The sequence below is a fragment of the Photobacterium sp. CCB-ST2H9 genome (assembly GCF_023151555.2).
In the GTDB taxonomy this organism is placed as follows: Bacteria; Pseudomonadota; Gammaproteobacteria; order Enterobacterales; family Vibrionaceae; genus Photobacterium.
Genome location: NZ_CP100426.1, coordinates 694,780 through 717,205 on the forward strand (window position 1 = coordinate 694,780; position 22,426 = coordinate 717,205).

At 49.4% G+C, this 22,426-nt stretch carries 20 protein-coding genes; 10 read left to right on the forward strand and 10 right to left on the reverse strand.

Annotated elements, in window-relative coordinates; genetic code table 11:
* Positions 1–33: 33 nt before the first annotated feature.
* Together L4174_RS19760 and L4174_RS19765 are read left to right on the forward strand one after the other, a co-directional pair.
* The gene (locus tag L4174_RS19760) at positions 34–549 is read left to right on the forward strand and encodes a hypothetical protein (RefSeq protein WP_248142162.1); all 516 of its coding nucleotides are present in this window, start codon (positions 34–36) and stop codon (positions 547–549) included.
* 292 nt (positions 550–841) lie between these two features.
* Positions 842–1,840, forward strand: a complete 999-nt coding sequence (locus tag L4174_RS19765) for a sphingomyelin phosphodiesterase (protein WP_248142161.1) — start codon at positions 842–844, stop codon at positions 1,838–1,840.
* Positions 1,841–1,916: 76 nt separating this feature from the next.
* On the opposite strand, the gene L4174_RS19770 is transcribed toward L4174_RS19765, so the two are convergent.
* Positions 1,917–3,098 carry an amino acid aminotransferase gene (locus tag L4174_RS19770; RefSeq protein ID WP_248142160.1) on the reverse strand — a complete coding sequence of 394 codons (1,182 nt, stop codon included), beginning with the start codon at positions 3,096–3,098 and terminating at the stop codon, positions 1,917–1,919.
* A 236-nt stretch (positions 3,099–3,334) separates the two neighbouring features.
* Here L4174_RS19770 and L4174_RS19775 point away from each other — a divergent pair, with 236 nt between their 5' ends.
* Complete coding sequence (locus tag L4174_RS19775) at positions 3,335–3,646, forward strand: DUF3081 family protein (RefSeq protein ID WP_248142159.1); 312 nt, start codon at positions 3,335–3,337, stop codon at positions 3,644–3,646.
* Positions 3,647–4,021: 375 nt separating this feature from the next.
* Positions 4,022–4,183, forward strand: coding sequence for a hypothetical protein (locus tag L4174_RS19780; RefSeq protein ID WP_248142158.1), 162 nt, complete (start codon positions 4,022–4,024; stop codon positions 4,181–4,183).
* Between the two features lie 111 nt (positions 4,184–4,294).
* On the opposite strand, the gene gcvT is transcribed toward L4174_RS19780, so the two are convergent.
* Positions 4,295–5,413, reverse strand: coding sequence for a glycine cleavage system aminomethyltransferase GcvT (gene gcvT, locus L4174_RS19785; protein WP_248142157.1), 1,119 nt, complete (start codon positions 5,411–5,413; stop codon positions 4,295–4,297).
* A 209-nt stretch (positions 5,414–5,622) separates the two neighbouring features.
* Positions 5,623–6,258 (reverse strand): helix-turn-helix domain-containing protein, encoded by a 636-nt coding sequence (locus L4174_RS19790; RefSeq protein WP_248142156.1) that lies wholly within the window; start codon positions 6,256–6,258, stop codon positions 5,623–5,625.
* 564 nt (positions 6,259–6,822) lie between these two features.
* Between L4174_RS19790 and L4174_RS19795 the strand changes: the two genes are divergently transcribed.
* The 3 genes from L4174_RS19795 to gcvP all read left to right on the forward strand — a co-directional run bounded on the left by L4174_RS19795 (position 6,823) and on the right by gcvP (position 11,593).
* Complete coding sequence (locus tag L4174_RS19795; RefSeq protein ID WP_248142155.1) at positions 6,823–8,118, forward strand: serine hydroxymethyltransferase; 1,296 nt, start codon at positions 6,823–6,825, stop codon at positions 8,116–8,118.
* Between the two features lie 109 nt (positions 8,119–8,227).
* Complete coding sequence (gene gcvH, locus L4174_RS19800; protein WP_248142154.1) at positions 8,228–8,602, forward strand: glycine cleavage system protein GcvH; 375 nt, start codon at positions 8,228–8,230, stop codon at positions 8,600–8,602.
* Positions 8,603–8,710: 108 nt separating this feature from the next.
* On the forward strand, positions 8,711–11,593 hold the full coding sequence (gene gcvP / locus L4174_RS19805; protein WP_248142153.1) for an aminomethyl-transferring glycine dehydrogenase: 2,883 nt from the start codon (positions 8,711–8,713) through the stop codon (positions 11,591–11,593).
* 65 nt (positions 11,594–11,658) lie between these two features.
* On the opposite strand, the gene L4174_RS19810 is transcribed toward gcvP, so the two are convergent.
* The 7 genes from L4174_RS19810 to L4174_RS19840 form a co-directional block, all read right to left on the reverse strand.
* Positions 11,659–12,171 carry a GNAT family N-acetyltransferase gene (locus tag L4174_RS19810; protein ID WP_248142152.1) on the reverse strand — a complete coding sequence of 171 codons (513 nt, stop codon included), beginning with the start codon at positions 12,169–12,171 and terminating at the stop codon, positions 11,659–11,661.
* Between the two features lie 3 nt (positions 12,172–12,174).
* A complete protein-coding gene (locus L4174_RS19815; RefSeq protein ID WP_248142151.1) occupies positions 12,175–13,344 on the reverse strand; it encodes a MerR family transcriptional regulator in 1,170 nt (389 codons plus the stop codon).
* Positions 13,345–13,637: 293 nt separating this feature from the next.
* Positions 13,638–14,273: a LysE family translocator gene (locus L4174_RS19820; RefSeq protein WP_248142150.1), complete on the reverse strand. Its 636-nt coding sequence runs from the start codon at positions 14,271–14,273 to the stop codon at positions 13,638–13,640.
* Positions 14,274–14,480: 207 nt separating this feature from the next.
* A complete protein-coding gene (locus L4174_RS19825; protein WP_248142149.1) occupies positions 14,481–14,810 on the reverse strand; it encodes a hypothetical protein in 330 nt (109 codons plus the stop codon).
* Positions 14,807–15,751: a hypothetical protein gene (locus L4174_RS19830; protein WP_248142148.1), complete on the reverse strand. Its 945-nt coding sequence runs from the start codon at positions 15,749–15,751 to the stop codon at positions 14,807–14,809. The genes L4174_RS19825 and L4174_RS19830 overlap by 4 nt, the downstream gene beginning before the upstream one ends.
* A 56-nt stretch (positions 15,752–15,807) precedes the next feature.
* Positions 15,808–16,881, reverse strand: coding sequence for a DUF6765 family protein (locus tag L4174_RS19835; RefSeq protein ID WP_248142147.1), 1,074 nt, complete (start codon positions 16,879–16,881; stop codon positions 15,808–15,810).
* 319 nt (positions 16,882–17,200) lie between these two features.
* A complete protein-coding gene (locus L4174_RS19840; protein ID WP_305885167.1) occupies positions 17,201–17,809 on the reverse strand; it encodes a DNA-3-methyladenine glycosylase I in 609 nt (202 codons plus the stop codon).
* Positions 17,810–18,325: 516 nt separating this feature from the next.
* Between L4174_RS19840 and L4174_RS19845 the strand changes: the two genes are divergently transcribed.
* The 3 genes from L4174_RS19845 to L4174_RS19855 are packed head-to-tail and all read left to right on the forward strand — an operon-like array spanning position 18,326 to position 22,285.
* Positions 18,326–19,564 carry an acetyl-CoA carboxylase biotin carboxylase subunit family protein gene (locus L4174_RS19845; protein ID WP_248142146.1) on the forward strand — a complete coding sequence of 413 codons (1,239 nt, stop codon included), beginning with the start codon at positions 18,326–18,328 and terminating at the stop codon, positions 19,562–19,564.
* Positions 19,549–20,760 (forward strand): MFS transporter, encoded by a 1,212-nt coding sequence (locus L4174_RS19850; RefSeq protein ID WP_248142145.1) that lies wholly within the window; start codon positions 19,549–19,551, stop codon positions 20,758–20,760. The genes L4174_RS19845 and L4174_RS19850 overlap by 16 nt, the downstream gene beginning before the upstream one ends.
* Before the next feature lies 1 nt (position 20,761).
* A complete protein-coding gene (locus tag L4174_RS19855) occupies positions 20,762–22,285 on the forward strand; it encodes an FAD/NAD(P)-binding protein (RefSeq protein ID WP_248142144.1) in 1,524 nt (507 codons plus the stop codon).
* Positions 22,286–22,426: the final 141 nt, after the last annotated feature.

The window sequence follows — 22,426 nt, forward strand, 5'->3', positions numbered from 1 at the left end:
GGTTGGGGGCTGAGTCCAGATGAAGCCATAAATATGCAGCCTCAAGTCACACAATTAATTACGCTGAAAAACGCCTGGATGGCCAGTCATATCCTTGATGCGGAATTCCCTACTCCGCTCAGCCAGCAAGGTCTTGCCATCTATGAAGCCGCTCAGGCTGAACGAAATGCCACTCAGATTCAGGACGCACCGTCGCTTGCTCAGACTGAACTGCTCAGTTTCTATCCGGTTGACTGTCACCCGCTGACCATTCGTTACGCGATGGTTTCGGCCAGTCAGTGGGCAGATCAGGAATCTGAAGCCATGGTTGAATTCCTGACCCAAATCATGCTGGATGACGACAGCCCGGCTCGCTTATATGTCGGTTTTTATCAGGGTAAACCAGCGGCCTGCGGCATGATTTTTTCTCACCCGGACTGTCCGGACGTCACTTTAATCAGCGATGTCTGTGCTTTCCCTCTGACCAATCAGGACGCGCTGGCATCTGCCATGACAGCCTGGCTGATTGCGCAGGCTTCAGAACAAGCTGAACAACTGTGTATCTGCTGATTTCCTGGCCTGCGGATGAACATTCACGCAGGCTGCCTTATTTCATTTCCCGCTCCGCATCTTTATTTTTTCTGTTTCTTTTCCACCCATTTTGTGCCTGTCTGACACATATTGATTGTTAACGCTTCGGTAACAAAAAATTTTACTTCTTCGAGTTTATTCTCATTTTTGTTTATTTTTCTGCTAGTTAGAGACTGATTTCATCCATCAGTAACACCGGCTTAACAATATGGCTTCTATCATTTATCGCGAGAATGAATCTCTTTAAAAAATTCAAAAAAGGAAACTTGCGATGAAAAAAACCTTCGGAGCAGTGTGTTTATTGCTGTCCGCATTCACACATGCAGAAACACTGAATGTCATGAACTACAACACCCTGCTCCTGCCGTTTGGTGACTGGGATCAGGCCAACCGTGCCCAACGGATTCCGGACGCCATTGCGGCCATGGACAATAGACCGGATGTGCTGATCATCAATGAAGCCCTCAATGCAGATTCAGAAGTCATGCTCAATGAACTCGCTTCACTCTACCCTTATCAGACGCCGGTTGTCGGTCTGGACTGCAGCGGCAGAGGATGGGATGCACTGACCGGCAACTGTTCCAACTCGATTGTGGTCGTTCGCGGTGGTGTCGCCATTTTGTCCCGCTACCCGATTCTGAGTCAGAAAGCCCACGTCTATCAGGCCAGTGACAAAAGCACCTGGGACTACTACGCCAATAAAGGCTTTGCCTATATTGAAATCGAGAAAAACGGCCAGCATTTCCACGTGTTAGGGACGCATTTACAATCCAGCACCGATAACCCGGATAAAGAACATCCGGTTCGCATGGCGCAGCTGGCGGAGATGCAAAACTTCATCGATGCGGAAAATATTCCGGCATCAGAACCTGTCGTGATTGCCGGTGACCTGAATGTCGAATGGAGCCGTCAGGATCAGATTCAGGACATGCTCTCTACCACACAAAGCAAGGTGTATTTCCCCGATCCCTCTGTCGGCTCATTTTCTGCCAAGTACAACTGGATCACCAAAGCCGGTGCATACAGAGACGGTTATTCTCTGAATTACAACGATACGCTGGACTATGTCTTGTGGCACAAAAACCATCTGCAACCCACAGCTCCAGCGGCCATGAAAGTCGTGAAGCTTCAAAGCAGAGAACAATGGTACTGGCATTATCTGAAGGGCAAATGGCCACTGCCTGAGGGTGAATACTGGCATGATGGCTACTACAGTGATCTGTCTGACCACTACCCTGTTCAGGCGGAGTTTGATTTTCCTGATCAATAACATGCAGGCTTAAACAAGAAGGAGCACCTGAGTGCTCCTTCTTCTGTTAAGGTCGTTCGGAAAAAAGAACGTGTACTCAGCGGCTCACAGCCAGTAACGCTGAGGCCAGATAATCCAGTCTGTCTTCCTGAAGGCCCGCAATATTAATACGGCCATCACCCACTGCATAAATCCCGAACTCTTCACGCATACGGATAATCTGCTCAGGGCTGAGACCCGTCACCGAGAACATCCCTTTGTGGTGTTCGATGAAGTCAAATGCCTCAGAACCCTGGTTGCGCACAGCCTGAGTCAGACCGGCACGAAGGCGCAGCATGCGCTGGTTCATCTCATTCAGCTCGGCTTTCCAGTTTGCGGTCAGCGCGTCATCGTTCAGAATCGTCGCAACCAGTGCCGCACCATGATCAGGCGGCATCGTATAAGAAGAACGGGCCAGTTGCAGAATGCGGCCTTTGGCTTTCTGTGCTTCTTTCAGGGAATCACTGATCACAACCGCAGCACCTGTTCGTTCACGATACAAACCGAAGTTCTTTGAACAGGAAGTCGCAATAATCATTTCTTCAACATTGTTTGCCAGGTGACGCAGGCCCGCAACATCCTCCTCCAGCCCGTCACCAAAGCCCTGATAGGCAATATCGACGAAAGGCAGGAAACCATTTTTGTTTGCCAGTTCAGTGATCGCCTGCCAGTCTGCAAAAGAAATATCCGCACCTGTCGGGTTATGACAGCAGCCGTGCAGCAGAACGACATCTTTCGGACCCGCCTTCGCCAGCTCCGCGAGCATCGCTTCACTGTTCACCTGTTTGGTTGCCGGATCGAAATATGGATAAAATTTTACTTTCAGACCCGCCGCTTCCATCACAGGCTTGTGATTGACATAGCTTGGGTTTGAAATCCAGACGGTGGTATCCGGCTGAGCCAGATACATCAGATCAGCCAGCATACGCAGTGCACCACTGGCACCCGGCGTCTGCACTGCAGCTGCACGACTGTGTGCCGATGTGCCCTGCAGCAGCAGATCCATCATCGACTGGTTAAACACTTCATCACCGGCCAGTCCGACGTAAGATTTCGTCTTCTGGGTTTCCAGCAGTCTGTGCTCAGCCTGCAAAACCGCCTGCATAATCGGTGTCTCACCCACACTGTTTTTATACACGCCAATTCCCAGATCCATTTTGTCGGAACGGGTATCTTCGCGGAACATTTGTGTTAAGGAAAGAATGGGGTCAAGTTGTGCTTCTGTCAGCTGCTTAAACATCAGTATAAATTCCGTTTAGTTATTGCGATGACTGTCAAATTATCACGCGTCCAGCGACAGGTCACTACCCCTTTTCATAATTCGTCATCCCGGGTGTTTATCAGGCTGAACAATGATTTGTAATGAAATTGTTACAGTTGGAATTGATCCAGATTAAGCAGTGAGCACTTAAGCTTGCAAGCGCCTCACCAACTCCTAAATTTAAGACAGGAAGGTTTATCTGATCGGAGGCGAACATGAAAAACAGCGTTGATATTCGTACCTTGCTGAATGTCTATGAAAAAGTAAAAACTCAGGGTAAAGCTGTCGAAAACGGCAAACAGCTGGAAGATATCATCTGTAGCGAAAGTTATGATGGCTACAGTGTCAGCCTCACCGACGGGAACGTCAGTGTGGATGTGAACTTTCATAATACCTATCACTTCCACACGCTCAACGAAGATCCCGACACCGTGATCAATCAGACCACAGCCGAGTTTCACAACAACAATGAGTCACAGATTCAACGTTTTATGAATAAGCTGAACGAATTAAACAACCGCTACTGATACTCAGCAAACGCCAGACTCGCAGAGCAAAAACAGCGCCTTACGCGCTCACTTGTTGTGTCTGACGTTTGACTGCATCTCCCGCCATACGGACTGTGTCCGAAACAGTACTTTGTCAGCAAGCATCCCCTGCTTTCGCTGCCTATCGCCTTGAAGTGGCTGGTAAACAGGTTTTACCTTGTCATGACAATTACACCAATTTTGCTGACTATCCTGTATTTCAGTTGTAATCATCAAGTCTTTTGCAGAAAAGCTGGAACGAACTTTGTCGCCCCATCCAGGAACAAATCATCACAGCAATTTCTGCCCGGTGCTTCGTATCGACATGACCGGTACAGAGCATACTCGACAATAAAAGCATAAAGAGAGAAAACGATGAACGCAGATTTACTGAATAAGCAAGAGCAAGAGCGTGTCATTGCGGCACTGAATGAATGTTACCGCCGCCTGGAAGCAGCAGAAATGACACCTCAGGAAATTTCTCAGGACGGTTTCAGTCTGATGTTCACTTCTGCATATAACATGCTGAACAGCTGAAACTGAGTACCCTTTCCCCCGGGTCTGTCAGATGTTCAGTCTTATGCAGATAAAAAGGAGCGCATGGCGCTCCTTTTTACATTTCAAGCCAGTCGCATTTCAAACCGGCAATCAGCCGCGGTAGTAACGCTGCGGTACAAACGGCATTTTCTCAACCGTCATCGGCAGCTTCTTGCCACGAACTTCAGCAAAAACTTCGGTACCAATCGCCGAAAACTCAGTTTTCACATACGCCATTGCAACCGGTGCTTCCTTGGTTGGTCCGAACGTACCACTGGTCACAACACCAATCTCATTGTCATTGGCATCAAACAGCTTGCTGCCTTCACGGACAGGTGCTTTTGACTGACCAATCAGACCAATACGCTTACGGGTAACGTCTTTGGTTTCAATCTGCTTCAGAATCAGATCTGCACCCGGAAAACCACCAGCACGCTCACCGTCGGCACGACGTGGCTTACTGATCCCCCACAACAGGCTTGCTTCTACAGGCGTGGTTGTCGTATCGATATCATGGCCATACAGGCACAGACCGCACTCAAGACGCAGGGAGTCACGCGCACCCAGACCAATCCACTCAACTTCTTCATAGCCAAGCAGAGTCCGTGCCAGCGTTTCCGCCTGATCAGACGGTACTGAGATTTCATAACCGTCTTCACCGGTATAACCCGAACGGCTTACGTAACACTCAACGCCCTGAAGCTCCAGCTTCACCGCATCCATGAACAGCATGTCACTGACCGCCGGGTTCAGACGCGCCAGAACCTCCGCAGCTTTCGGACCTTGCAGCGCCAGCAGCGCGCGATCATCAATCACTTCCATTGTCACATCTTCAGGCAGATGCGCCTGGATATGCGCAATATCCTGTGCTTTACAGGCCGCGTTCACCACGACGAACAGATGATCACCAAAATTCGTCACCATCAGATCGTCCAGAATCCCGCCTTCTTCGTTGGTAAAGAACGCGTAACGCTGCTTGCCATCAGGCAGATCAATGATGTCAACCGGAACCAGCGCTTCCAGTGCCTTCGCTGCATTTGCGCCGTGCAGACGCAACTGACCCATGTGCGATACATCAAACAGACCGACAGATTCACGGCAGTGAATGTGCTCTTTACGTACGCCCAGCGCGTACTGAACAGGCATGTCATAACCTGCAAAAGGGACCATTTTAGCGCCCATTTCAATATGAAGGGCATGCAAAGGTGTAACGAGAAGATCCTGTGACATTGATTTTTACTCCATTCACCGCACTGCGGCTGTTCCATCAATTCCTGTGACGGGCTTAATCACCAGTCACCGTGAAGATGTTGCTAGCTTGTTGCTAAAATCGCTCTTGTTTCCAATAGTAGACAAAGTTTCCCAACTCTCAACCGACCATGTCACAAAATTGTGACGAAAGCTGAAAGCTCTCTGCTGTGTCTGCTGCTCAAATCTCTTCAGGATGCCGTGACCCAGAGAATGTGCGCATCTTCATCACTGACCGACGCCAGCATATGGCCCATGGTGGCATCGTAATAAACCGAATCCCCTTCATTGAGTTGAACGGGCTCGTAGAATTCAGAAAAAAACAGAATAGTTCCGGACAGAACCAGCAGAAACTCCTCACCGTCATGACGAATCCAGTCGGGATAGTCCTCAAACCGCCGGGCACGCACACGAGATTTAAACGGCATCATCTTTTTGTTTCGCAGTTGCGTTGCCAGTAACTCATGCTCGTAAGTCGTGGTCGGATGCGGCTTACCTTCGTCTTTCCGGGTAATATCCCGACGGCCGGTCGCCATAATTTGTTTCGGTGGCGCAAAGAGTTGCGGAATATCGATCTGTAAACCGCTGGCCAGTTTCTGCATCGCCTGAAAGGTCGGAGAAATCTGCTCGTTTTCAATTTTAGATAAAGTTGAGCGTGCCAGCCCGGTTCGCTTACTGGCTTCTTCCAGTGTCAGGCCATGAGCCATCCTGATGTCTTTCAGCCGCTTTCCGAGCTGCATCGGCTCAATACTTTCTTTATCAGGTTCCTGGTCCCTGGCCACAGTCAATGATGGATACGGATCCACGTGGTTTTCATCACTTGTCATCTTTGCCCTCCAAGGCGACTTCTGACCTCATTCTGGCACAGGCTGTTCACAACAGGAAAGCGAGCCAGTAACAAAACTATGACCAAGGCATCATATTTGAAATAAAGTTTCCTATTGGAAACTCGTCGAAAAACAAAGCAACCTACCCGCCGAAAAATCGCGTCTCAAGACGTAAAGGCCATCCCGAAACCAGAAAGCAAGCCGCAGCCATTTCCGCCCTCAACCCTTGCCAGCCCTGGTATTGATGACTGACTATAATTAGAGTCAGCACACATTTCTGATAAGCAGATACTGAAAATTTCGTGCCTATCATAGAAATTAACATGACAAGAAGCAAACGTTTGCGTAAGATTGTGACCACTAAAGTGAACGATTATCCACTATTGGAAATTTTGATTTGATCCGTTATCAATAGAGGCGTATGTTACGCACTTGTTAGGCAGGCGCAATCAGACGCATACCTCCCAAGACAAGGAAGCGACAATAACGAGACATCACAATAGATACCGCTCTGCCTGCCGTGACAGTGAATCGGTTCAGGGCGCGAATTGAGGATAACGTGAAATGAAAACTTCATACCAAAACCATGACCTGGAGATGTTCTTCTCAACCAACCTCTCTGAGGTGGATGGTGCTGTGAACGCTGGGATTGCAGCCGAGCTGAACCGCCAGAATCAGCAAATTGAGCTGATTGCATCAGAGAATATCGTTTCCAAAGCCGTCATGCAGGCACAAGGCTCCTGTCTGACCAACAAATATGCGGAAGGTTATGCCGGTCGTCGTTATTACGGCGGTTGTGAACATGTGGATGAAGTTGAGCGTATTGCCATTGCACGCGCCAAACAGCTGTTCCAGTGTGAATACGTCAACGTTCAGCCGCACTCCGGTGCTCAGGCAAACGGTGCTGTGATGCTGGCGCTGCTGCAACCGGGCGATACGATTCTCGGGATGTCTCTGGATGCCGGTGGTCACCTGACACACGGTGCGCGTCCTGCCCTCTCCGGTAAATGGTTTAACGCAGTTCAGTATGGTGTCAGACAAGGCAGTTGCGACATCGACTATGATCAAGTGCGCGAGCTGGCTATCGAACATCAGCCAAAAATGATTATTGCCGGGGGTTCCGCCATTCCCCGTCAGGTGGATTTCGAAAAATTCCGTGCGATCGCGGACGAAGTCGGTGCATACCTGATGGTTGATATGGCCCACATTGCCGGTCTGATTGCCGCAGGTGAACATCCGTCACCGCTGCCGCATGCACATGTCGTGACAACGACAACGCACAAAACCCTGCGTGGTCCGCGAGGTGGCATGATTCTGACCAACCACGAAGACATCAACAAGAAGATTAACTCTGCGGTCTTCCCGGGTCTGCAAGGCGGTCCGCTGATGCATGTCATCGCAGGTAAAGCCGTCGCGTTAGGCGAAGCGCTGGAGCCAGAATTCAAGCTGTATATCAAAAATGTGATCAACAATGCGAAGGTGCTGGCTGAAACCCTGCAAACCCGTGGTTGTGACATTGTCACAGGTGGTACAGATACTCACCTGATGCTGGTTGACCTGCGTCCGAAAGGACTGAAAGGCAATCAGGTTGAAGAAGCGCTGGAGCGCGCGGGAATCACCTGTAATAAGAACGGCATTCCGTTCGACCCTGAAAAACCAATGGTCACTTCAGGAATCCGTTTGGGCACACCGGCGGGCACCAGCAGAGGCTTCGGCGAAGCAGAATTCAGACAAATCGGCGAGTGGATCGGCGATGTCCTGGATGGCCTGGCAGCCAATCCGGAAGACAACAGTGAAACCGAACAACGCGTGAAGCAGCAAGTTCAGAAACTATGCGGCCGCTTCCCGCTGTATCAGTAATTTCATTTTGCCGTGTGCGTTGAAGGACACGGTAAGCAGGAAAACACCGGCAGGGAAATCTGCCGGGATAAATAACAAAGATGCGGAAACATTGCGCAAGGAGATTCAAATGAGCAACCTGAAGTTTACTGAAAGCCACGAGTGGGTACGCGACAACGGTGACGGCACTATCACCATGGGTATCACAGACCACGCTCAGGAGCTGCTGGGTGATGTGGTTTTCGTAGACCTGCCGGAAGTTGGTGGCAGCACTGAAGCTGGTGAAACTTTCTCTCTGGTTGAGTCTGTCAAAGCCGCGTCAGACATTTATGCACCTGTCACTGGTGAAGTCGTTGAAATCAATGAAGAACTGGGCGACAGCCCTGAACTGATCAACGAAGAACCATTCGAAGGTGGCTGGATTGCTAAAATCAAAGTTGCTGATGTCGAAGAGCTGAGCAAGCTGATCGATGAAGACCAATACAAGGCAAGCATCGAAGACTAAGGAACACTGCGGCTTTCAATCCATTGGAAGCCGTTTTTCCACCCAAGAGATTTCTCGCCATTGCCGGCAGATGGCTGGCAATGTGTAGTAACTGTTCAGGAAAGAACCATGACCGACATGAACCTTTTACATGCACTGAGTGACGACAAAGCCTTCGCTGGCCGTCACAACGGCCCGAATGAAGCACAGCAAGCAACCATGCTGCAGTCCATTGGTGTCGACAGCATTGACAAGTTGATTGAAGAAACTGTCCCGGCTTCCATTCGTCTGAAAGAAGCGATGAAGCTGGATCAGCCGCAAAGCGAAGCAGAAATGCTGGCTGCGCTGAAAGCCGTTGCCAGCAAAAACGTCATCAACCGCAGTTTCATCGGTCAGGGTTACTACAATACCTTCACGCCGAACGTGATTTTGCGTAACGTGCTGGAAAATCCGGGCTGGTATACCGCTTATACACCTTATCAGCCAGAAATTTCTCAGGGCCGCCTTGAATCGCTGCTGAACTACCAGCAAATGATCATGGACCTGACCGGCATGGAACTGGCAAACGCCTCCTTGCTGGACGAAGCTACGGCTGCGGCTGAAGCCATGACCCTGTGTCAGCGCGCCAGCAAAAACAAGGGCAAAGCATTCTTCGTCTCCACCGATCTGCACCCGCAAACGGTTGACGTTGTGACCACCCGTGCTGGATACATCGGCATTGAAATTATTCGCGGCAAAACCGACGAGCTGGACAATCACGATGTCTTCGGTGCGCTGGTTCAGTACCCGGGCACCACAGGTGCAGTTGCCGACCTGACCGACATCATCGAAAAAGCACACGCGAAAAAAACACTGGTTGCTGTTGCTTCTGATCTGCTGGCCCTGACCATTCTGAAAGCGCCGGGTGAAATGGGTGCTGACGTTGTAATCGGCAGTGCACAGCGCTTCGGTGTTCCAATGGGCTTTGGTGGTCCGCACGCTGGCTTCATGGCGACCAAAGATGCTCACAAACGCACGATGCCAGGCCGTGTAATTGGCGTTTCCAAAGATGCCAAAGGCAATCAGGCGCTGCGGATGGCGATGCAAACCCGTGAACAGCACATCCGTCGTGAGAAAGCGACCTCAAACATCTGTACCGCTCAGGCGCTGCTGGCCAACATGGCTGCGTTCTACGCCCTGTATCATGGTCCTGAAGGTCTGCGCAAAATCGGACGCCGGGTTCACCACCTGACTGCAATTCTGGCTGCCGGTCTGAAGAATGCGGGTCTGGTGCTGGAAAACGACTCTTTCTTCGACACCATTACCGTCAACACCGGTAAACAAACCAATGCTGTCTACAAAAAAGCACTGGATGCCGGAATGAACCTGCGCCAATTTGGTGACAAACTGGGTGTGAGCCTGGATGAAACCACCACAGTTGCCGATGTTGAAGAACTGCTGGAAATCTTTACTGGTCAGGCGCTGAGAGCTTCTGCTTTCACTGATGACATCGCTGCAGACGAATTTGCGGCCATTCCGGAAAGCTGCCGTCGTACCAGCAAGTACCTGACTCACCCGGTGTTTAACCAGTACCACAGTGAAACGCAAATGATGCGTTACATGAAAAAACTGGAAAATAAAGACTACTCACTGACTCACGGGATGATTCCGCTGGGCAGCTGTACCATGAAGCTGAATGCTGCAGCAGAAATGATCCCGGTGACCTGGCCAGAATTCGGTGCACTACACCCGTTCGCGCCGGCTGATCAATCGAAAGGTTATCAGGAACTGGCAGGCAAACTGTCTGAAATGCTGTGTTCAATCACGGGCTATGACGCGTTCTCACTGCAACCAAACTCGGGAGCACAGGGTGAGTACGCAGGTCTGATCGCAATTCAGCGCTACCATGAAGCGAACAACGAAGGTCATCGTAACGTCTGCCTGATCCCAAGTTCAGCGCACGGCACCAACCCGGCTTCAGCAGCCATGGTTTCCATGAAAGTGGTCGTCGTTGGCTGTGACAGCAACGGGAACATCGACGTTGAAGATCTGAAAGCGAAGATCGAAAAACACCGCGACAACCTGTCGTGCATCATGATCACCTACCCTTCAACGCACGGCGTTTACGAAGAAGCGGTTCGTGAAGTGTGCGATCTGGTCCACGCGGCAGGCGGTCAGGTTTATCTGGACGGCGCGAACATGAACGCACAGGTTGGTCTGACCAATCCGGGCTTCATCGGTTCTGACGTATCGCACCTGAACCTGCACAAAACCTTCTGTATCCCTCACGGCGGCGGCGGTCCGGGCATGGGTCCAATCGGTGTGAAATCACACCTGGCACCATTCCTGCCAGGCCACGTTGAGTCTGTGAACGCAACCGAAGGCGCACAATACGCGGTTTCTGCAGCCGAGCTGGGTTCTGCCTCGATTCTGCCAATCTCATACGCCTATATCGCCATGATGGGCTCAGAAGGTCTGACTCAGGCAACCAAACTGGCGATTCTGAACGCCAACTATGTGATGGAGCGTCTGCGTGACCACTACCCTGTGCTGTACCGCGGTACACACGGCCGTATCGCGCACGAATGTATTATCGACATCCGTCCGCTGAAAGAAGCGTCAGGCATTTCTGAAGAAGACGTGGCGAAGCGTCTGATGGACTACGGTTTCCACGCGCCAACCATGTCCTTCCCGGTTGCCGGTACCCTGATGATCGAGCCAACTGAATCGGAAGATCTGGCAGAACTGGATCGCTTCTGCGACGCCATGATCGCCATCCGTCAGGAAATCGCCCGCGTTCAGTCTGGTGAATGGCCGCTGGAAGACAACCCGCTGGTGAACGCACCGCATACTCAGGTTGACCTGATGGAAGCCGAGTGGAACCACACTTACAACCGTGAACTGGCTTGCTACCCATCGGTACAGGCCAAAGACGCCAAGTACTGGCCGACCGTCAACCGTGTCGACAACGTATTCGGTGACCGGAATCTGGTGTGCTCGTGCCCAAGCATCGAGAACTATATTGAGGACTAATTGTTCTTGATCTCGAAGTAAAATAGAAAGCGAGGCCAATGGCCTCGCTTTTTTCTTGTCTGTTTTCATCCGTAGAATGACTGATGAAAACTCACTTCACCAACAGGAATCGGACTGCATGCTTTCAGCCGCTGAATCATGAAGTATTCTGCCGGTACGCCCGGTAATGTCAGATTCACATGGGATTCAAATCCAAACCTTTGGTAATACGCGGGTTCGCCCAGTAGCACAACACCATCAGCCCCTTGCGCCAATAGCCGTGATAAACCTGCTTCGATTAATTTGCCGCCAATACCCTGGCCTTGTCGCTCAGGAGCGACAGAAACAGGCGCCAATCCAAACCAATTTGATGATTCGCCTGCAATACAAACCGGAGAAAATGCAATGTGCCCGATGATACCAGTTTCATCTTCAGCGACTAAAGATAGTGCCAACGCTTTATTTTCTCTCAACCGATTCACAATCAAGTGTTCATTGGGTTCTGCGCCGGGCGCATGAGACGGATGGTTTTTAAATGCTGCCCATGTGAGTGTTTCAATCTTTTCTAAATCTGTAATGTGCTCATTTCTGATATTCATGTGTTACTTTCTCTCTAAAATAAATATCTGGTATCCGTACTGACCCAAATATTTGTTGTGAAATTCAATCTCCGCCCGAATGTCACTCAACGCATTTGAGCTAAACGTGTTTTCATCAAGCTGGTCGATCTTCGTTTTCAGCGGTTGAAGATAATTTTTCCAGGCTTCAGGACTAAGTTGATAATTTTCAACCAATTTAAATCCGCTTTGTTCCATCATTTGAATTCGCTGGGCTACTGAAGACATATCAGGGTAATGATGCTGCCAGTACGTTCGCACTTTGGCATCCGGAGCATCGGTTAGCCAGACCAAATCACTCAATACCATCAGTCCGTGTGGTTTTAAGAAATACTTCCATTGTTCAATTGCTTGCTGAACACCCATAATATATGCGCTTCCTTCTGACCAAATCACATCAAACTGATGCTGAGAAAAAGGCATATCAGTCATACTTGCACAGACAGTTTTTACATTTCCTGATTCTCTATGACTGACAAAGTTTTCTTTCAGGCAGCAGAGGCAATATTCATCGTTATCCAGTGCCGTAATAGCAAACTGACTGTGTTTTTGAATCACAGCAGTTGCAACGCCTTTTCCGCAGCCAACTTCAAGAAGCTCACCAGAAAGACTGGGCATCATCGTCAAAGCCCTTTGGGTATCGGCATCGCTTCCTGGCCCCAAGCGCTCAAGCCCTTCAAAAATTCTTTCAAATTCTGCCATATACTCTTCATGTGCGTTCATATCTTTAGATAACCATTTCAACCGAAGCGCCTGTTTTTCACTAAACCCCTGCTTCATCAGCCAATTCAGGTGAGCCTCTGGTGCCTGACTCTCAAGTGTCTGATGCCACGCCCGCATTGAATCCATTCCCAGTAAAGCAGCCAACAATGCTCTGGATTTCTCCTTTTGCATGATTTCAGCATCAAGTGCGTTCAATCTCTGCGTCAGCTGCTCCCGGTCAATTTTTGCTTCCATACAATCCTGACACTCTTTGAGTGTCAGCCCACCACTCTGCAACTGAAGGAGCAATCTGAGTTTCTGGACATCAAGCTCTGTAAATTGGCGATATCCATTTGCCTGTCTCTTTGAGGTGATCAATCCAATTTTTTCGTAATACAACAATGTTGAACGGCTTAACCCAACAATTTCAGCCAATTCAGATATCCGATACATGGGTCATCCTCTGTTTGATGCGCGCACTTTAAACTATGAAGCTTTAGACAGGTCAAGGCCAATCATCAGTGATTCATTCGGGATCATTCTGAGAGTAAAGAGCCGAACATTCATATACCGATGTATGGCATCAAACTACAGAAATACGTCTGGTGATTTCTTCTCAGAATGAAGCAATTGATGAAAACGAGAGAAAATGAAAAGAGAGAGAAGAGAGATTAAATGCCCGGTTTTATTCAGCAGAACACAACAAAACCGGGCTAAGGCAGAACGAGGATAAGACGGCGTTCCTTTTAGCCCTGCGAAGCAACCAGCAACCGGACCCCAAACACACCAAACAGCGTCGCGGTAAAGCGGGACAACCACTTCTTCACGGAAAGATTCACCGTCAATTTATGACTGATAGAGGCTGAAACCCAAGCAATGAAGTGACACCACAACATGCCGTTGAAGTTAAAAATCAGTCCCAGAACGATAAACGCCAACGCCTTGTTATCGCTGGATGCAGAGATGAATTGCGGCATGAATGCGAGAAAGAAAACTGCGATTTTCGGATTGAACAGATTGGTGATCAATCCCTGAGTGTAGATTCGTTTCAGTGAGGCCTTCGGTTTTTGAATCACCTCCGCCTGCTCCGTCTCACCACGGCTTCTGAGCATACTGATTGCCATATAAATCAGGTATGCGCCACCCAGCACTTTGACGAGGGTAAATGCCGTTGCTGACGTGGCTAACAAAGCCGATAAACCCAACGCTGCGGCAACAATGTGAATCAGCGTCCCAGTGCCGATTCCTAATGCAGCGGCAGATCCCGCTTTGAATCCCTGCGTTGCTGCACGCCCTGCAATCAACAGTGAGTCCGGCCCGGGAATCATATTCAGTAACAAACCAGAGACCACAAACAACCACAAGTTCTCGATACCAAACATGACAAATTCTCCTTCTCTGCACCTGATAATACCTTACAACACAGCGTGACCCCACTTAAGCATCACAACCGCAGTCGCTTTTCAAGGCGCAGATTTTAGCACAGGCCCGCCAATGTGCCGCTCATTTCATTGCAGCAAAAAGCGCCCAAACCAAACCGCAAGGCTGAACACCTCGCTGTTTGGTTTGGGCGCTTATAGCCATTACAGCTAAACAAATTTTGCCAGTTGTTTAAGTAACTTATCTAAACCACGTGCAATTTTGGCTACCGTTTCGGCGTGCTCAGTCACCTCTTCTAACGACTTCCGGGCAGCCTTCGCCAGCTTGAGCAACGACTGAACATCCTCTTCACGGGAATCCAGCAAAGCAGATTGTTTCTCGATGAGTGCCCGGTTGTAGCGGTAAATCTGTTCACCGTACGCTTCACACTGCAAGATTAATGATTCCTGATCCGGCGTCAGCATCGTCGAATCAAGATAGTTCTGTATCAGACGATAGGTTGCGTCTAACTCTTTATACGCTTCTGCGTGAAGACTCATGATGCTTCCTTAAGGCTCTTTTGAAATGCTTTGATCGCATCAACCTGAACTTTGGTGGATTGGATAGCTTTTTTTGCGGCCGACAGTGACAGGTCATTGTCAGATTCCAGGGAGTCAACAACCGCGGTGTTGAGCTTCTGGACCGCCGCCAGAGCTTTATCCAGCTGAATGAACTCAGCATCAAGATGCAATAATTGCTGCTTAATCCGGTAGGCTTTTCGATACCCTTCCATGCGCTCTTCCAGAGAATCGCTAAAGGTTACACAGCGCAGATCGGTACTCTGTCCACACCGGTTCGGATTGTTCAGTAAATACAGACGAATCCGCAGCTCTTTCTGCAGAGATGTCCGGGTCGCCTGTTTCCACGCCGGAAGATCACTGCGCAGCACATCGATCGTATTCTGGATAACGGGTTCCGATGCTTTCATCAGGCGCTTTAAAGCTTCGTAACGCGCGCTTTCTGTATAGGCCCTACCAAGTGCATTGGCACTGAGTGACGCCAGCTCAATCTGCTCCTGACTGACACCTTGTACCTGCGGATATTCAGACAAAGAGACTAACGCAGTATTCAGCTTCTCTGCCTGCTCATTGAGAGCCGTGCTGGCCTCATCTGAAGCCAGAACGTTGATACTTTGCGTAAACACCAGAAGATGCTTTAACGCCTGAATCTGACCTGAATTATCGATTTGTTTGATATCCAGATCATTGCCTGTCACGCCGTCTCTGACGGCACCCGCCAGCACAGAGTCCACTCTCGCTTGTTCCGTTCGTTCATAGACTCCCAGAAGTGCAGTCTGTACCTGAGCCGACTGCTCTGCATATTCACTGACCAGCTTCACTGACTCATGCGAAGCACATCCACTGATGACCAATATCAATCCGGGCAGGACAACCCGACTTGCCAGATGCAACACACTGGCCTCTTTCGTCCTTTTTTCCATTCCTTTCATCCACTTCACAACAATCAACATCAAATTTCGGGACGGCGACCCTGCAGTTATGCCACACAAATGCCATAGGCAGGTAAAACATCCCGAATCAGTTCTAACCGGTAGGTTTTCAGCGCATCATGGAAAAATTTCCAGTCTGAAGAGAAAAACGACTCTGAATACTTGTAGTACGGTTTCCCATCCCGCACGATTGCCGGCCCTCTTGCTTTTTCTTTCCAGCTCTCCGGACCTGTTTTGTGAAACGTCAGCACTTCAGCCGCAAACCCAAAATCGCCGGTCGCAATATGTTGCAGCCATTGTTCGTGCCGCCGTTCACCATCCTCGTCATCAAAGGTACGCAACGCACTTTCAATGAGATTTCGCTGTTGTGCCGTCAGCCCCGGCTGCTGATCAATTTTCACAGCATGATCCTGTGCGAGATAGCACTGTATCGCTTTACACATGGCATCAGCCGCCTGTACAAAGATTTCTGTATTGTCGCGCACCACGGTTTCGCCGGTTCCGTTCACATAAATCCAGCTTGCATACGGACGATCCGGAAAAGACAACGCAGCGCCATGCCCCAGAGGTGACGTTGAGGAAATACCATGCCGAAGAACGTCATTCCGGATCCGTTCCGCTAAACTCATATATTGCGCCGACTCAATGGATTCAACGCGATTAATATCGTGAACCACACCGGCAAAACCCTGATGGGCAAAAGTATCGGCGTAAACATGCATGGCAATCCCCAGCATGTGCAACGCATAAGGCTTATGCCAGTGTGTCGCCACCATTCTCAGCATATCTCTTGCCACCGGACTGTCCGGCATACAAATCAGCCGATTGATAAAACGGCCTTCAGGCGGGTGACCCGCTTCATTTCCATGGTTTCCGGGCAAAAAATGAAAAGGAATCCAGACCATGTGGTTCGCGAGTTTAACCGTGTTCCGGTAATCCAGCATCTTGTGTGCTGACACAATGCGATCAAACATCGCACCATTTTCAAAATAGATAGGATTTTCATTTGTTGCTTCATCAACATACTGAGCACAGTAAGCCACAACAGATGCTTGGTGATGATTTAAACCTGCATAACGGGCGACAACATATGTCATCGCGTGATGGCCATCGATTTGCATGTTTGCCTCCGGAAAAATTCTGTCGACCGCGGAATACACCCGGATTCAGATGTTCCGTTATTTCCGCGCATAGGAAATAGATGGGAGGTAAAATCTCATATGAAAAGTATGGTTTTCTTTTTATTCTTTAAGTGACGGATAAGTACCACTCTCATGTAATTAACAATAATGATAATTACTATGAGTCATCCATCAAAAATGTGTCTTTCCTGAAACAGGACAGAATAAATGGGAACCGTGACCTATCTTTATATAAAAAAGAAGCAAGGCTGATAACCCTGCTGCTTTTTGTATTCAGTTCACGCCCTGGAGGCAACATTTATTCCGCAGGACGTTGAAATGAGGCCCTTAACTTTTCTGCTTTTTCCCGGAATGCACAACTTTCAGCATGATCATTAATCAGCCCCATCGCCTGCATGAAAGCATAAACCGTCGTTGGCCCGACAAACTTCCACCCCCGTTTTTTCAGTGCTTTTGAAAGGGCTTTCGATTCTTCAGAAACAGACAATGACTGTGGCGTCACGCCTGTCGTATCAGGCTCAAAACGCCAAAAGAAAGCTGCCAGAGAACCCTCTTCTTTCACCATTTCCACCGCGCATTTGGCGTTATTGATAGTCGCTTCAATTTTGCCCCGGTGCCGGACAATGCCTTCATTCTGAAGTAAACGCTCGACATCTTCTTCAGAAAACTGAGCCACCTGGTAAAAATCGAACTGCTGAAATGCTTGTCTGAAATTTTCCCGTTTCGTCAGAATCGTTCGCCAGCTCAAACCCGACTGAAACCCTTCCAGACATATTTTTTCGAAGAGACGCTGATCATCGCTTACCGGAAAACCCCATTCGTGATCATGATAATCCATATAATCTTCGGTGGCACTGCACCATGAGCAGCGTAATTTTCCGTCCGGTCCTTCTATCAGCTCAGTCACTTTAATCCCTCCAGTGTCGGTATTTTCTGAAAATTAGTTTTGGGTTGATCTCATTCACGATATGCCTGATGAATACCAAGATATCAGGCGGTCACTTCATAGCTATGATATTGAAAATAAATTTACAACCAAACAACGCAGAAGCACAGCAATAAAGCAGGAATCTGCCGCACCTCACGGCTGAAGACTCCCAGTCTTTTTAACCAGCCAGATCCGTGCACCAAAAACCCACTGACGCTTCACCTCTGAAGCACTTTCACTCGTCCAAATCCCTTTTTTATTACTGATAGGTTCAGTTGTTAAGGCAATGATTTTGTGTTGTAAGGGGATCGTGATCGCAATGTTGCATATGGTTCTGGAATTATCATTCCAATTCACAGATGAATGGGCAAGTATCTCAACCGACATGCAGTCACATGAACCATGAAAATATAAATTTACTGGTTTATATATCTGCAATTTTTCTGAAAATTAAAAATAAAACACCAAAACAAAAATCATATAAAGAGGATAATTATGTCAGCGCTCATCTTATCCAGTAAAAAATTTATTCTGTCCATTCATCCCCGTATCCGAGATGCGTATTTTCATGGAGACAGTCTTTTAATCACAGAGTCGTTATCTGCCGGAAACAGGAGCGAGCTGGCAGCTCATTTTGGCCGAATCATCGAATTGGACCATTATTTTTCCCACTCGGCGACGGAGCTTTTGCAACGGCTCGCCGACATTGATCTACTGTCTTCCATTGACATGGTCATTGCCTTTTCGGAAGGCGACATCCTTCGTGCCGCAGAAATACGGGAAACGCTTGGCATCCCCGGACAGCGACAGGAACAAGCCATCCTGTTCCGAGACAAAATCCTGATGAAACAACACGCAGCACGGTATGGCGTGGTCACTGCGATGCCGCAGGATGCAATTCAGGTCGTCAACTGGCAAGCATTGCCTTACCCCATTGTGATCAAGCCAAAAGCCGGACGTGGCTCCCAGCACACATTCAAAGTCGACTCTTACAAGCATTGGCTTGAGGTGAATTCAGAGATCGATCCGACTGACATGATCATTGAGCCCTACGTCACCGGAGAAGTCTTTCACGTCGACGGTCTCGTCGTGAACGGAAAACTGTCGGTATGCAGCCCGGCCGGATATGTCGGCAACTGTATGGATTTCGTTGGCGGTCAATGCCTTGGTTCATACACGCTATCTGAATCAAACCCGCTTTATCGGCCTTTAACTGAATTCAGCAGATATCTGCTTGAGCACGTCTTCCCGACGCCCAGGCATTCCCTTTTCCATATCGAATGCTTTGTCGGGAAAGACAATCAGATCACCCTGTGTGAAATTGCCTGTCGTCTGGGTGGGAATGATCTCCTCACTGAAGTCGAATTGGCCTACGGGGTGAATGTCGTCGAGGCATATTTACATGCCGAATTCAGATCAGAGGCGCTTTGCCCCAGCCCCCGGTCTCCGGTACAGATCGGCGGACGCTTCCAGCTTCCTCCGCAGTCAGGTCAGCTGGCCTGTTCCCAGACACCGTTCAGGCATGAAAACGTCGTCAAGTATCAATCCCGGGCAGTGTCAGGGAAAAACTACAGCGCGATGGCCATGTCAAATGACGCCCTGATACACGTTGTTGCCAAAGCCGACAGCGAAATGAATATGGAGAAACTTTTCCTGGCCATTGAACAGTGGGCCGCAGACGAATTCATCTGGTCAAAGAATACTGAGGAGGTCACGCAATGCATGCTGAATTAATTGCGGTTGCGAGAAATCCGCAGTATCGCCACTTCTGGGTGGCGAATATCTTGAGCAACGGGGCGATTTGGATCCAAAATACGACGTCTTCAATCGCTTTAACGCACTTATCGACCTCAGCTGTTGTGAATTCGCTGGTTCAGGTCGCAGCAACCCTGCCTTTCTTATTGTTTGGCATCCTGGCCGGTCAGGTGGGCGACAAGTACAGCAAGCCGCTGGTCCTGACTGTCGCTCAGCTCAGCCTGGGTCTGGTTTCATTGACGCTTGCAGCCGCCACCTGGTGGGGGCTGCTTTCGCCTGCCTTGCTGGTTGGAGTGACCGCTGCATTTTCTGTCGCAACCGTCTTCCGGATGCCGGTTGCACAGGCCGGAATCGCACTGACTGTGCCCAGAGACCAGGTCAGGCATGCAGCCGTTCTCAACAATCTGGGGTTCAATATTGCTCGGGCTGTCGGACCCGCGATTGCCGGGTCGCTGTTACTTGCGCTCGCCTATTTCCAGGTTTATCTGCTCACTGCGGCGATGCTGCTTGCGGTGGCAGCCTACTTTTTGTATGGGTTTTATCACGAGCGAAACACTACGACAGAACAAACAGAGTTCATTTCGTTCCGTGATACCTGGAAACATATTTACACATCCACCCTGTTCCGTCGCTGCACATTCGATGCCTGTATTCTGTTCTTCGCAGGCAGTGTGATCTGGTCAATGATGCCTTTCATTGCCAAGTATCACTTAAATCAGAGCACAGCAGGACAAGGTAGCTTAATGGGCGCAACCGGTCTGGGAGCACTCTTAACCGTTGTCGTCTTGCCGGCTGTGCTGAAATTCCGCCGTAATCACCACAGCTACTGGCTGTGCTACAGCCTGATGATATCGTCCATTGCAGCCATCTGGCTGAGCAGTCATCTGACGCTCATCTTTGTCGCGCTCATGATCTTTGGCCTGAGCTGGAGTATGGCTGTGACCCTGCTGAACGGAGAAATCCAGTCTTCCTTTCTGCGGCAAATGCTCTCCCGTGTGATTGCGATCTATCTGATCGTCATGTATCTGGCTCAGGCAGCCGGATCGCTCTGGGCAGGACTGGTCAGTCAGTTCTTTGAAACCCGTGCCGCACTGATGTGCTCGGTCGTTGTTTTAGCTCTGGGTCTGGGTTTACGAACCCTGATGTTTGCATCCACTGATGATGATAAGGAATAGAATGATGAAACGAATCACGTTAACCCTTGTGGGCGGCGGCGCATCATCACTTGCTTTTCTTGATGCTTTTACCCGTCATTGGAATGTTGTTCAAAACCAGGATGTTGTGATTTTTGTCATGGAGAAAAAAAGTGTATGGGGGGTTGGCAATGCCTATGCTGAGGACAGCCATTCCAACCTGCTCAATACGCAGGCTGGGCTGATATCCGGCATCCCCGGACAACCCGGCGACTTCATGCACTGGCTGAAAGCTCACCCGTTAAAATGGCAGCCGGACTTTCCTGAGCTGAACATTGATGCATCCACCTATGCGCCGCGTGCCCTGTTCGGACGCTACATGCAGGACCGATTCTTCCGTGTGATCCGGCAAGCCGCAGAAAAAAATATTTTCATCGTGACCGTTGCTGCATCTGTCACGTCGATCTGTGCTGACGACGATTCAACCCGGTACATCGTATCCACAGAATGCGGACATCAATTGCCGAGTGATGCGGTGATTCTGGCGTGCGGCACACATACAAAAGTTATGGATAGCGCACAGCAGCAAGGCAAAATTTTTTCCAGTCCGTATCCCGTACGTTCAGTAACCCGTGCCATCAATGAGCATGATAACGTTGTCGTCTTCGGAGCACGACTCAGCGCCATCGACATCGTCGTTGGACTGATAGAACGGGGTCACAAAGGAAAAATACAGTTACGGTCACGGGGAGGCTTTTTCCCTAGCGTGCGAGGAACACAAGGGACGTACCGAAATCAATTTTTATCGCCAGGCTATATTGAACAAAACTTCGAGACATTATCACTTGCTCATCTGGCACAGCTATTCCATCTCGAACTCAGCCACTATCGGAAAAATTATGAAGATACACCGGAATCGCTGCAGTTTCCCACGCCACCAGTGACTGATTTTCGGCATTACCTCCGAAAAGAAATTGCACTGGCCGATGGCCCCCGGGGCTGGCAGGCGATTCTTTACAGTGCGAACACCGCTCTGGATATTATCCGCCGGAAACTGGCTGAAGAAGACAAACGACGCTTCTTCGCTGAAAGCTGGTCCAATGCCATGGCATTGCGGGTCTCGATCCCGAAAGAGAATGCTGAAAAGTTGCTGGCAGCGGTTGAATCCGGACAACTGAGCTATCAGACAGGCCCTGATTCAAAAGTTGCTGATTCACCTGCAGATGTTGTTGTGTATGCCACAGGGAATGCCCGCGATCTGACCCAGGCGGACTCCCCTTTATTGCACCACATGTTTGCGTCTGGACTCGCCGTCAGCCACCCTCATGGCGGGTTACAAATCCTCAACGAAACCTATCAGGTGCTTGATCACAGAGGATTCGCGCATCCCAAGATTTTTGCATTGGGTGAAATCACTAACGGCAACTTTTTGTTTACCAGTGCGCTGGATCTGATTGTTGAGCATGGCTCACGATGCGCCATCTCGGTGATTGCTGCATTGACGCAATCTGAACCACCCACGGAAGATTCCCCCTGGGAGCATGAAGTTGGAAATGAAGTGAGATAAATCGCGCCGTGCAAAACAGGCGGCCTGTAAAAAGCCGCCTGTTTTTTCAATCTAATCCCGATCACAGCTTTCAATCAATAAGAAAAACCGTCCGTCAGCACTTAAGACGAAGCTGTTTTCAACCATTGAAGCTGAAATTTA

What these genes read in the sequence shown, in the direction of transcription:
- L4174_RS19765 (WP_248142161.1), top strand. Translation starts at nt 842, where the DNA reads ATGAAAAAAACCTTCGGAGCAGTGTGTTTATTGCTGTCCGCATTCACA.
- L4174_RS19855 (WP_248142144.1), top strand. Translation starts at nt 20,762, where the DNA reads ATGATGAAACGAATCACGTTAACCCTTGTGGGCGGCGGCGCATCATCA.
- L4174_RS19815 (WP_248142151.1), bottom strand. Translation starts at nt 13,344, where the DNA reads ATGTATCGGATATCTGAATTGGCTGAAATTGTTGGGTTAAGCCGTTCA.
- L4174_RS19760 (WP_248142162.1), top strand. Translation starts at nt 34, where the DNA reads ATGCAGCCTCAAGTCACACAATTAATTACGCTGAAAAACGCCTGGATG.
- L4174_RS19795 (WP_248142155.1), top strand. Translation starts at nt 6,823, where the DNA reads ATGAAAACTTCATACCAAAACCATGACCTGGAGATGTTCTTCTCAACC.
- L4174_RS19770 (WP_248142160.1), bottom strand. Translation starts at nt 3,098, where the DNA reads ATGTTTAAGCAGCTGACAGAAGCACAACTTGACCCCATTCTTTCCTTA.
- gcvP (WP_248142153.1), top strand. Translation starts at nt 8,711, where the DNA reads ATGACCGACATGAACCTTTTACATGCACTGAGTGACGACAAAGCCTTC.
- gcvH (WP_248142154.1), top strand. Translation starts at nt 8,228, where the DNA reads ATGAGCAACCTGAAGTTTACTGAAAGCCACGAGTGGGTACGCGACAAC.
- L4174_RS19810 (WP_248142152.1), bottom strand. Translation starts at nt 12,171, where the DNA reads ATGAATATCAGAAATGAGCACATTACAGATTTAGAAAAGATTGAAACA.
- L4174_RS19850 (WP_248142145.1), top strand. Translation starts at nt 19,549, where the DNA reads ATGCATGCTGAATTAATTGCGGTTGCGAGAAATCCGCAGTATCGCCAC.
- gcvT (WP_248142157.1), bottom strand. Translation starts at nt 5,413, where the DNA reads ATGTCACAGGATCTTCTCGTTACACCTTTGCATGCCCTTCATATTGAA.
- L4174_RS19845 (WP_248142146.1), top strand. Translation starts at nt 18,326, where the DNA reads ATGTCAGCGCTCATCTTATCCAGTAAAAAATTTATTCTGTCCATTCAT.
- L4174_RS19790 (WP_248142156.1), bottom strand. Translation starts at nt 6,258, where the DNA reads ATGACAAGTGATGAAAACCACGTGGATCCGTATCCATCATTGACTGTG.
- L4174_RS19825 (WP_248142149.1), bottom strand. Translation starts at nt 14,810, where the DNA reads ATGAGTCTTCACGCAGAAGCGTATAAAGAGTTAGACGCAACCTATCGT.
- L4174_RS19830 (WP_248142148.1), bottom strand. Translation starts at nt 15,751, where the DNA reads ATGGAAAAAAGGACGAAAGAGGCCAGTGTGTTGCATCTGGCAAGTCGG.
- L4174_RS19835 (WP_248142147.1), bottom strand. Translation starts at nt 16,881, where the DNA reads ATGCAAATCGATGGCCATCACGCGATGACATATGTTGTCGCCCGTTAT.
- L4174_RS19775 (WP_248142159.1), top strand. Translation starts at nt 3,335, where the DNA reads ATGAAAAACAGCGTTGATATTCGTACCTTGCTGAATGTCTATGAAAAA.
- L4174_RS19780 (WP_248142158.1), top strand. Translation starts at nt 4,022, where the DNA reads ATGAACGCAGATTTACTGAATAAGCAAGAGCAAGAGCGTGTCATTGCG.
- L4174_RS19820 (WP_248142150.1), bottom strand. Translation starts at nt 14,273, where the DNA reads ATGTTTGGTATCGAGAACTTGTGGTTGTTTGTGGTCTCTGGTTTGTTA.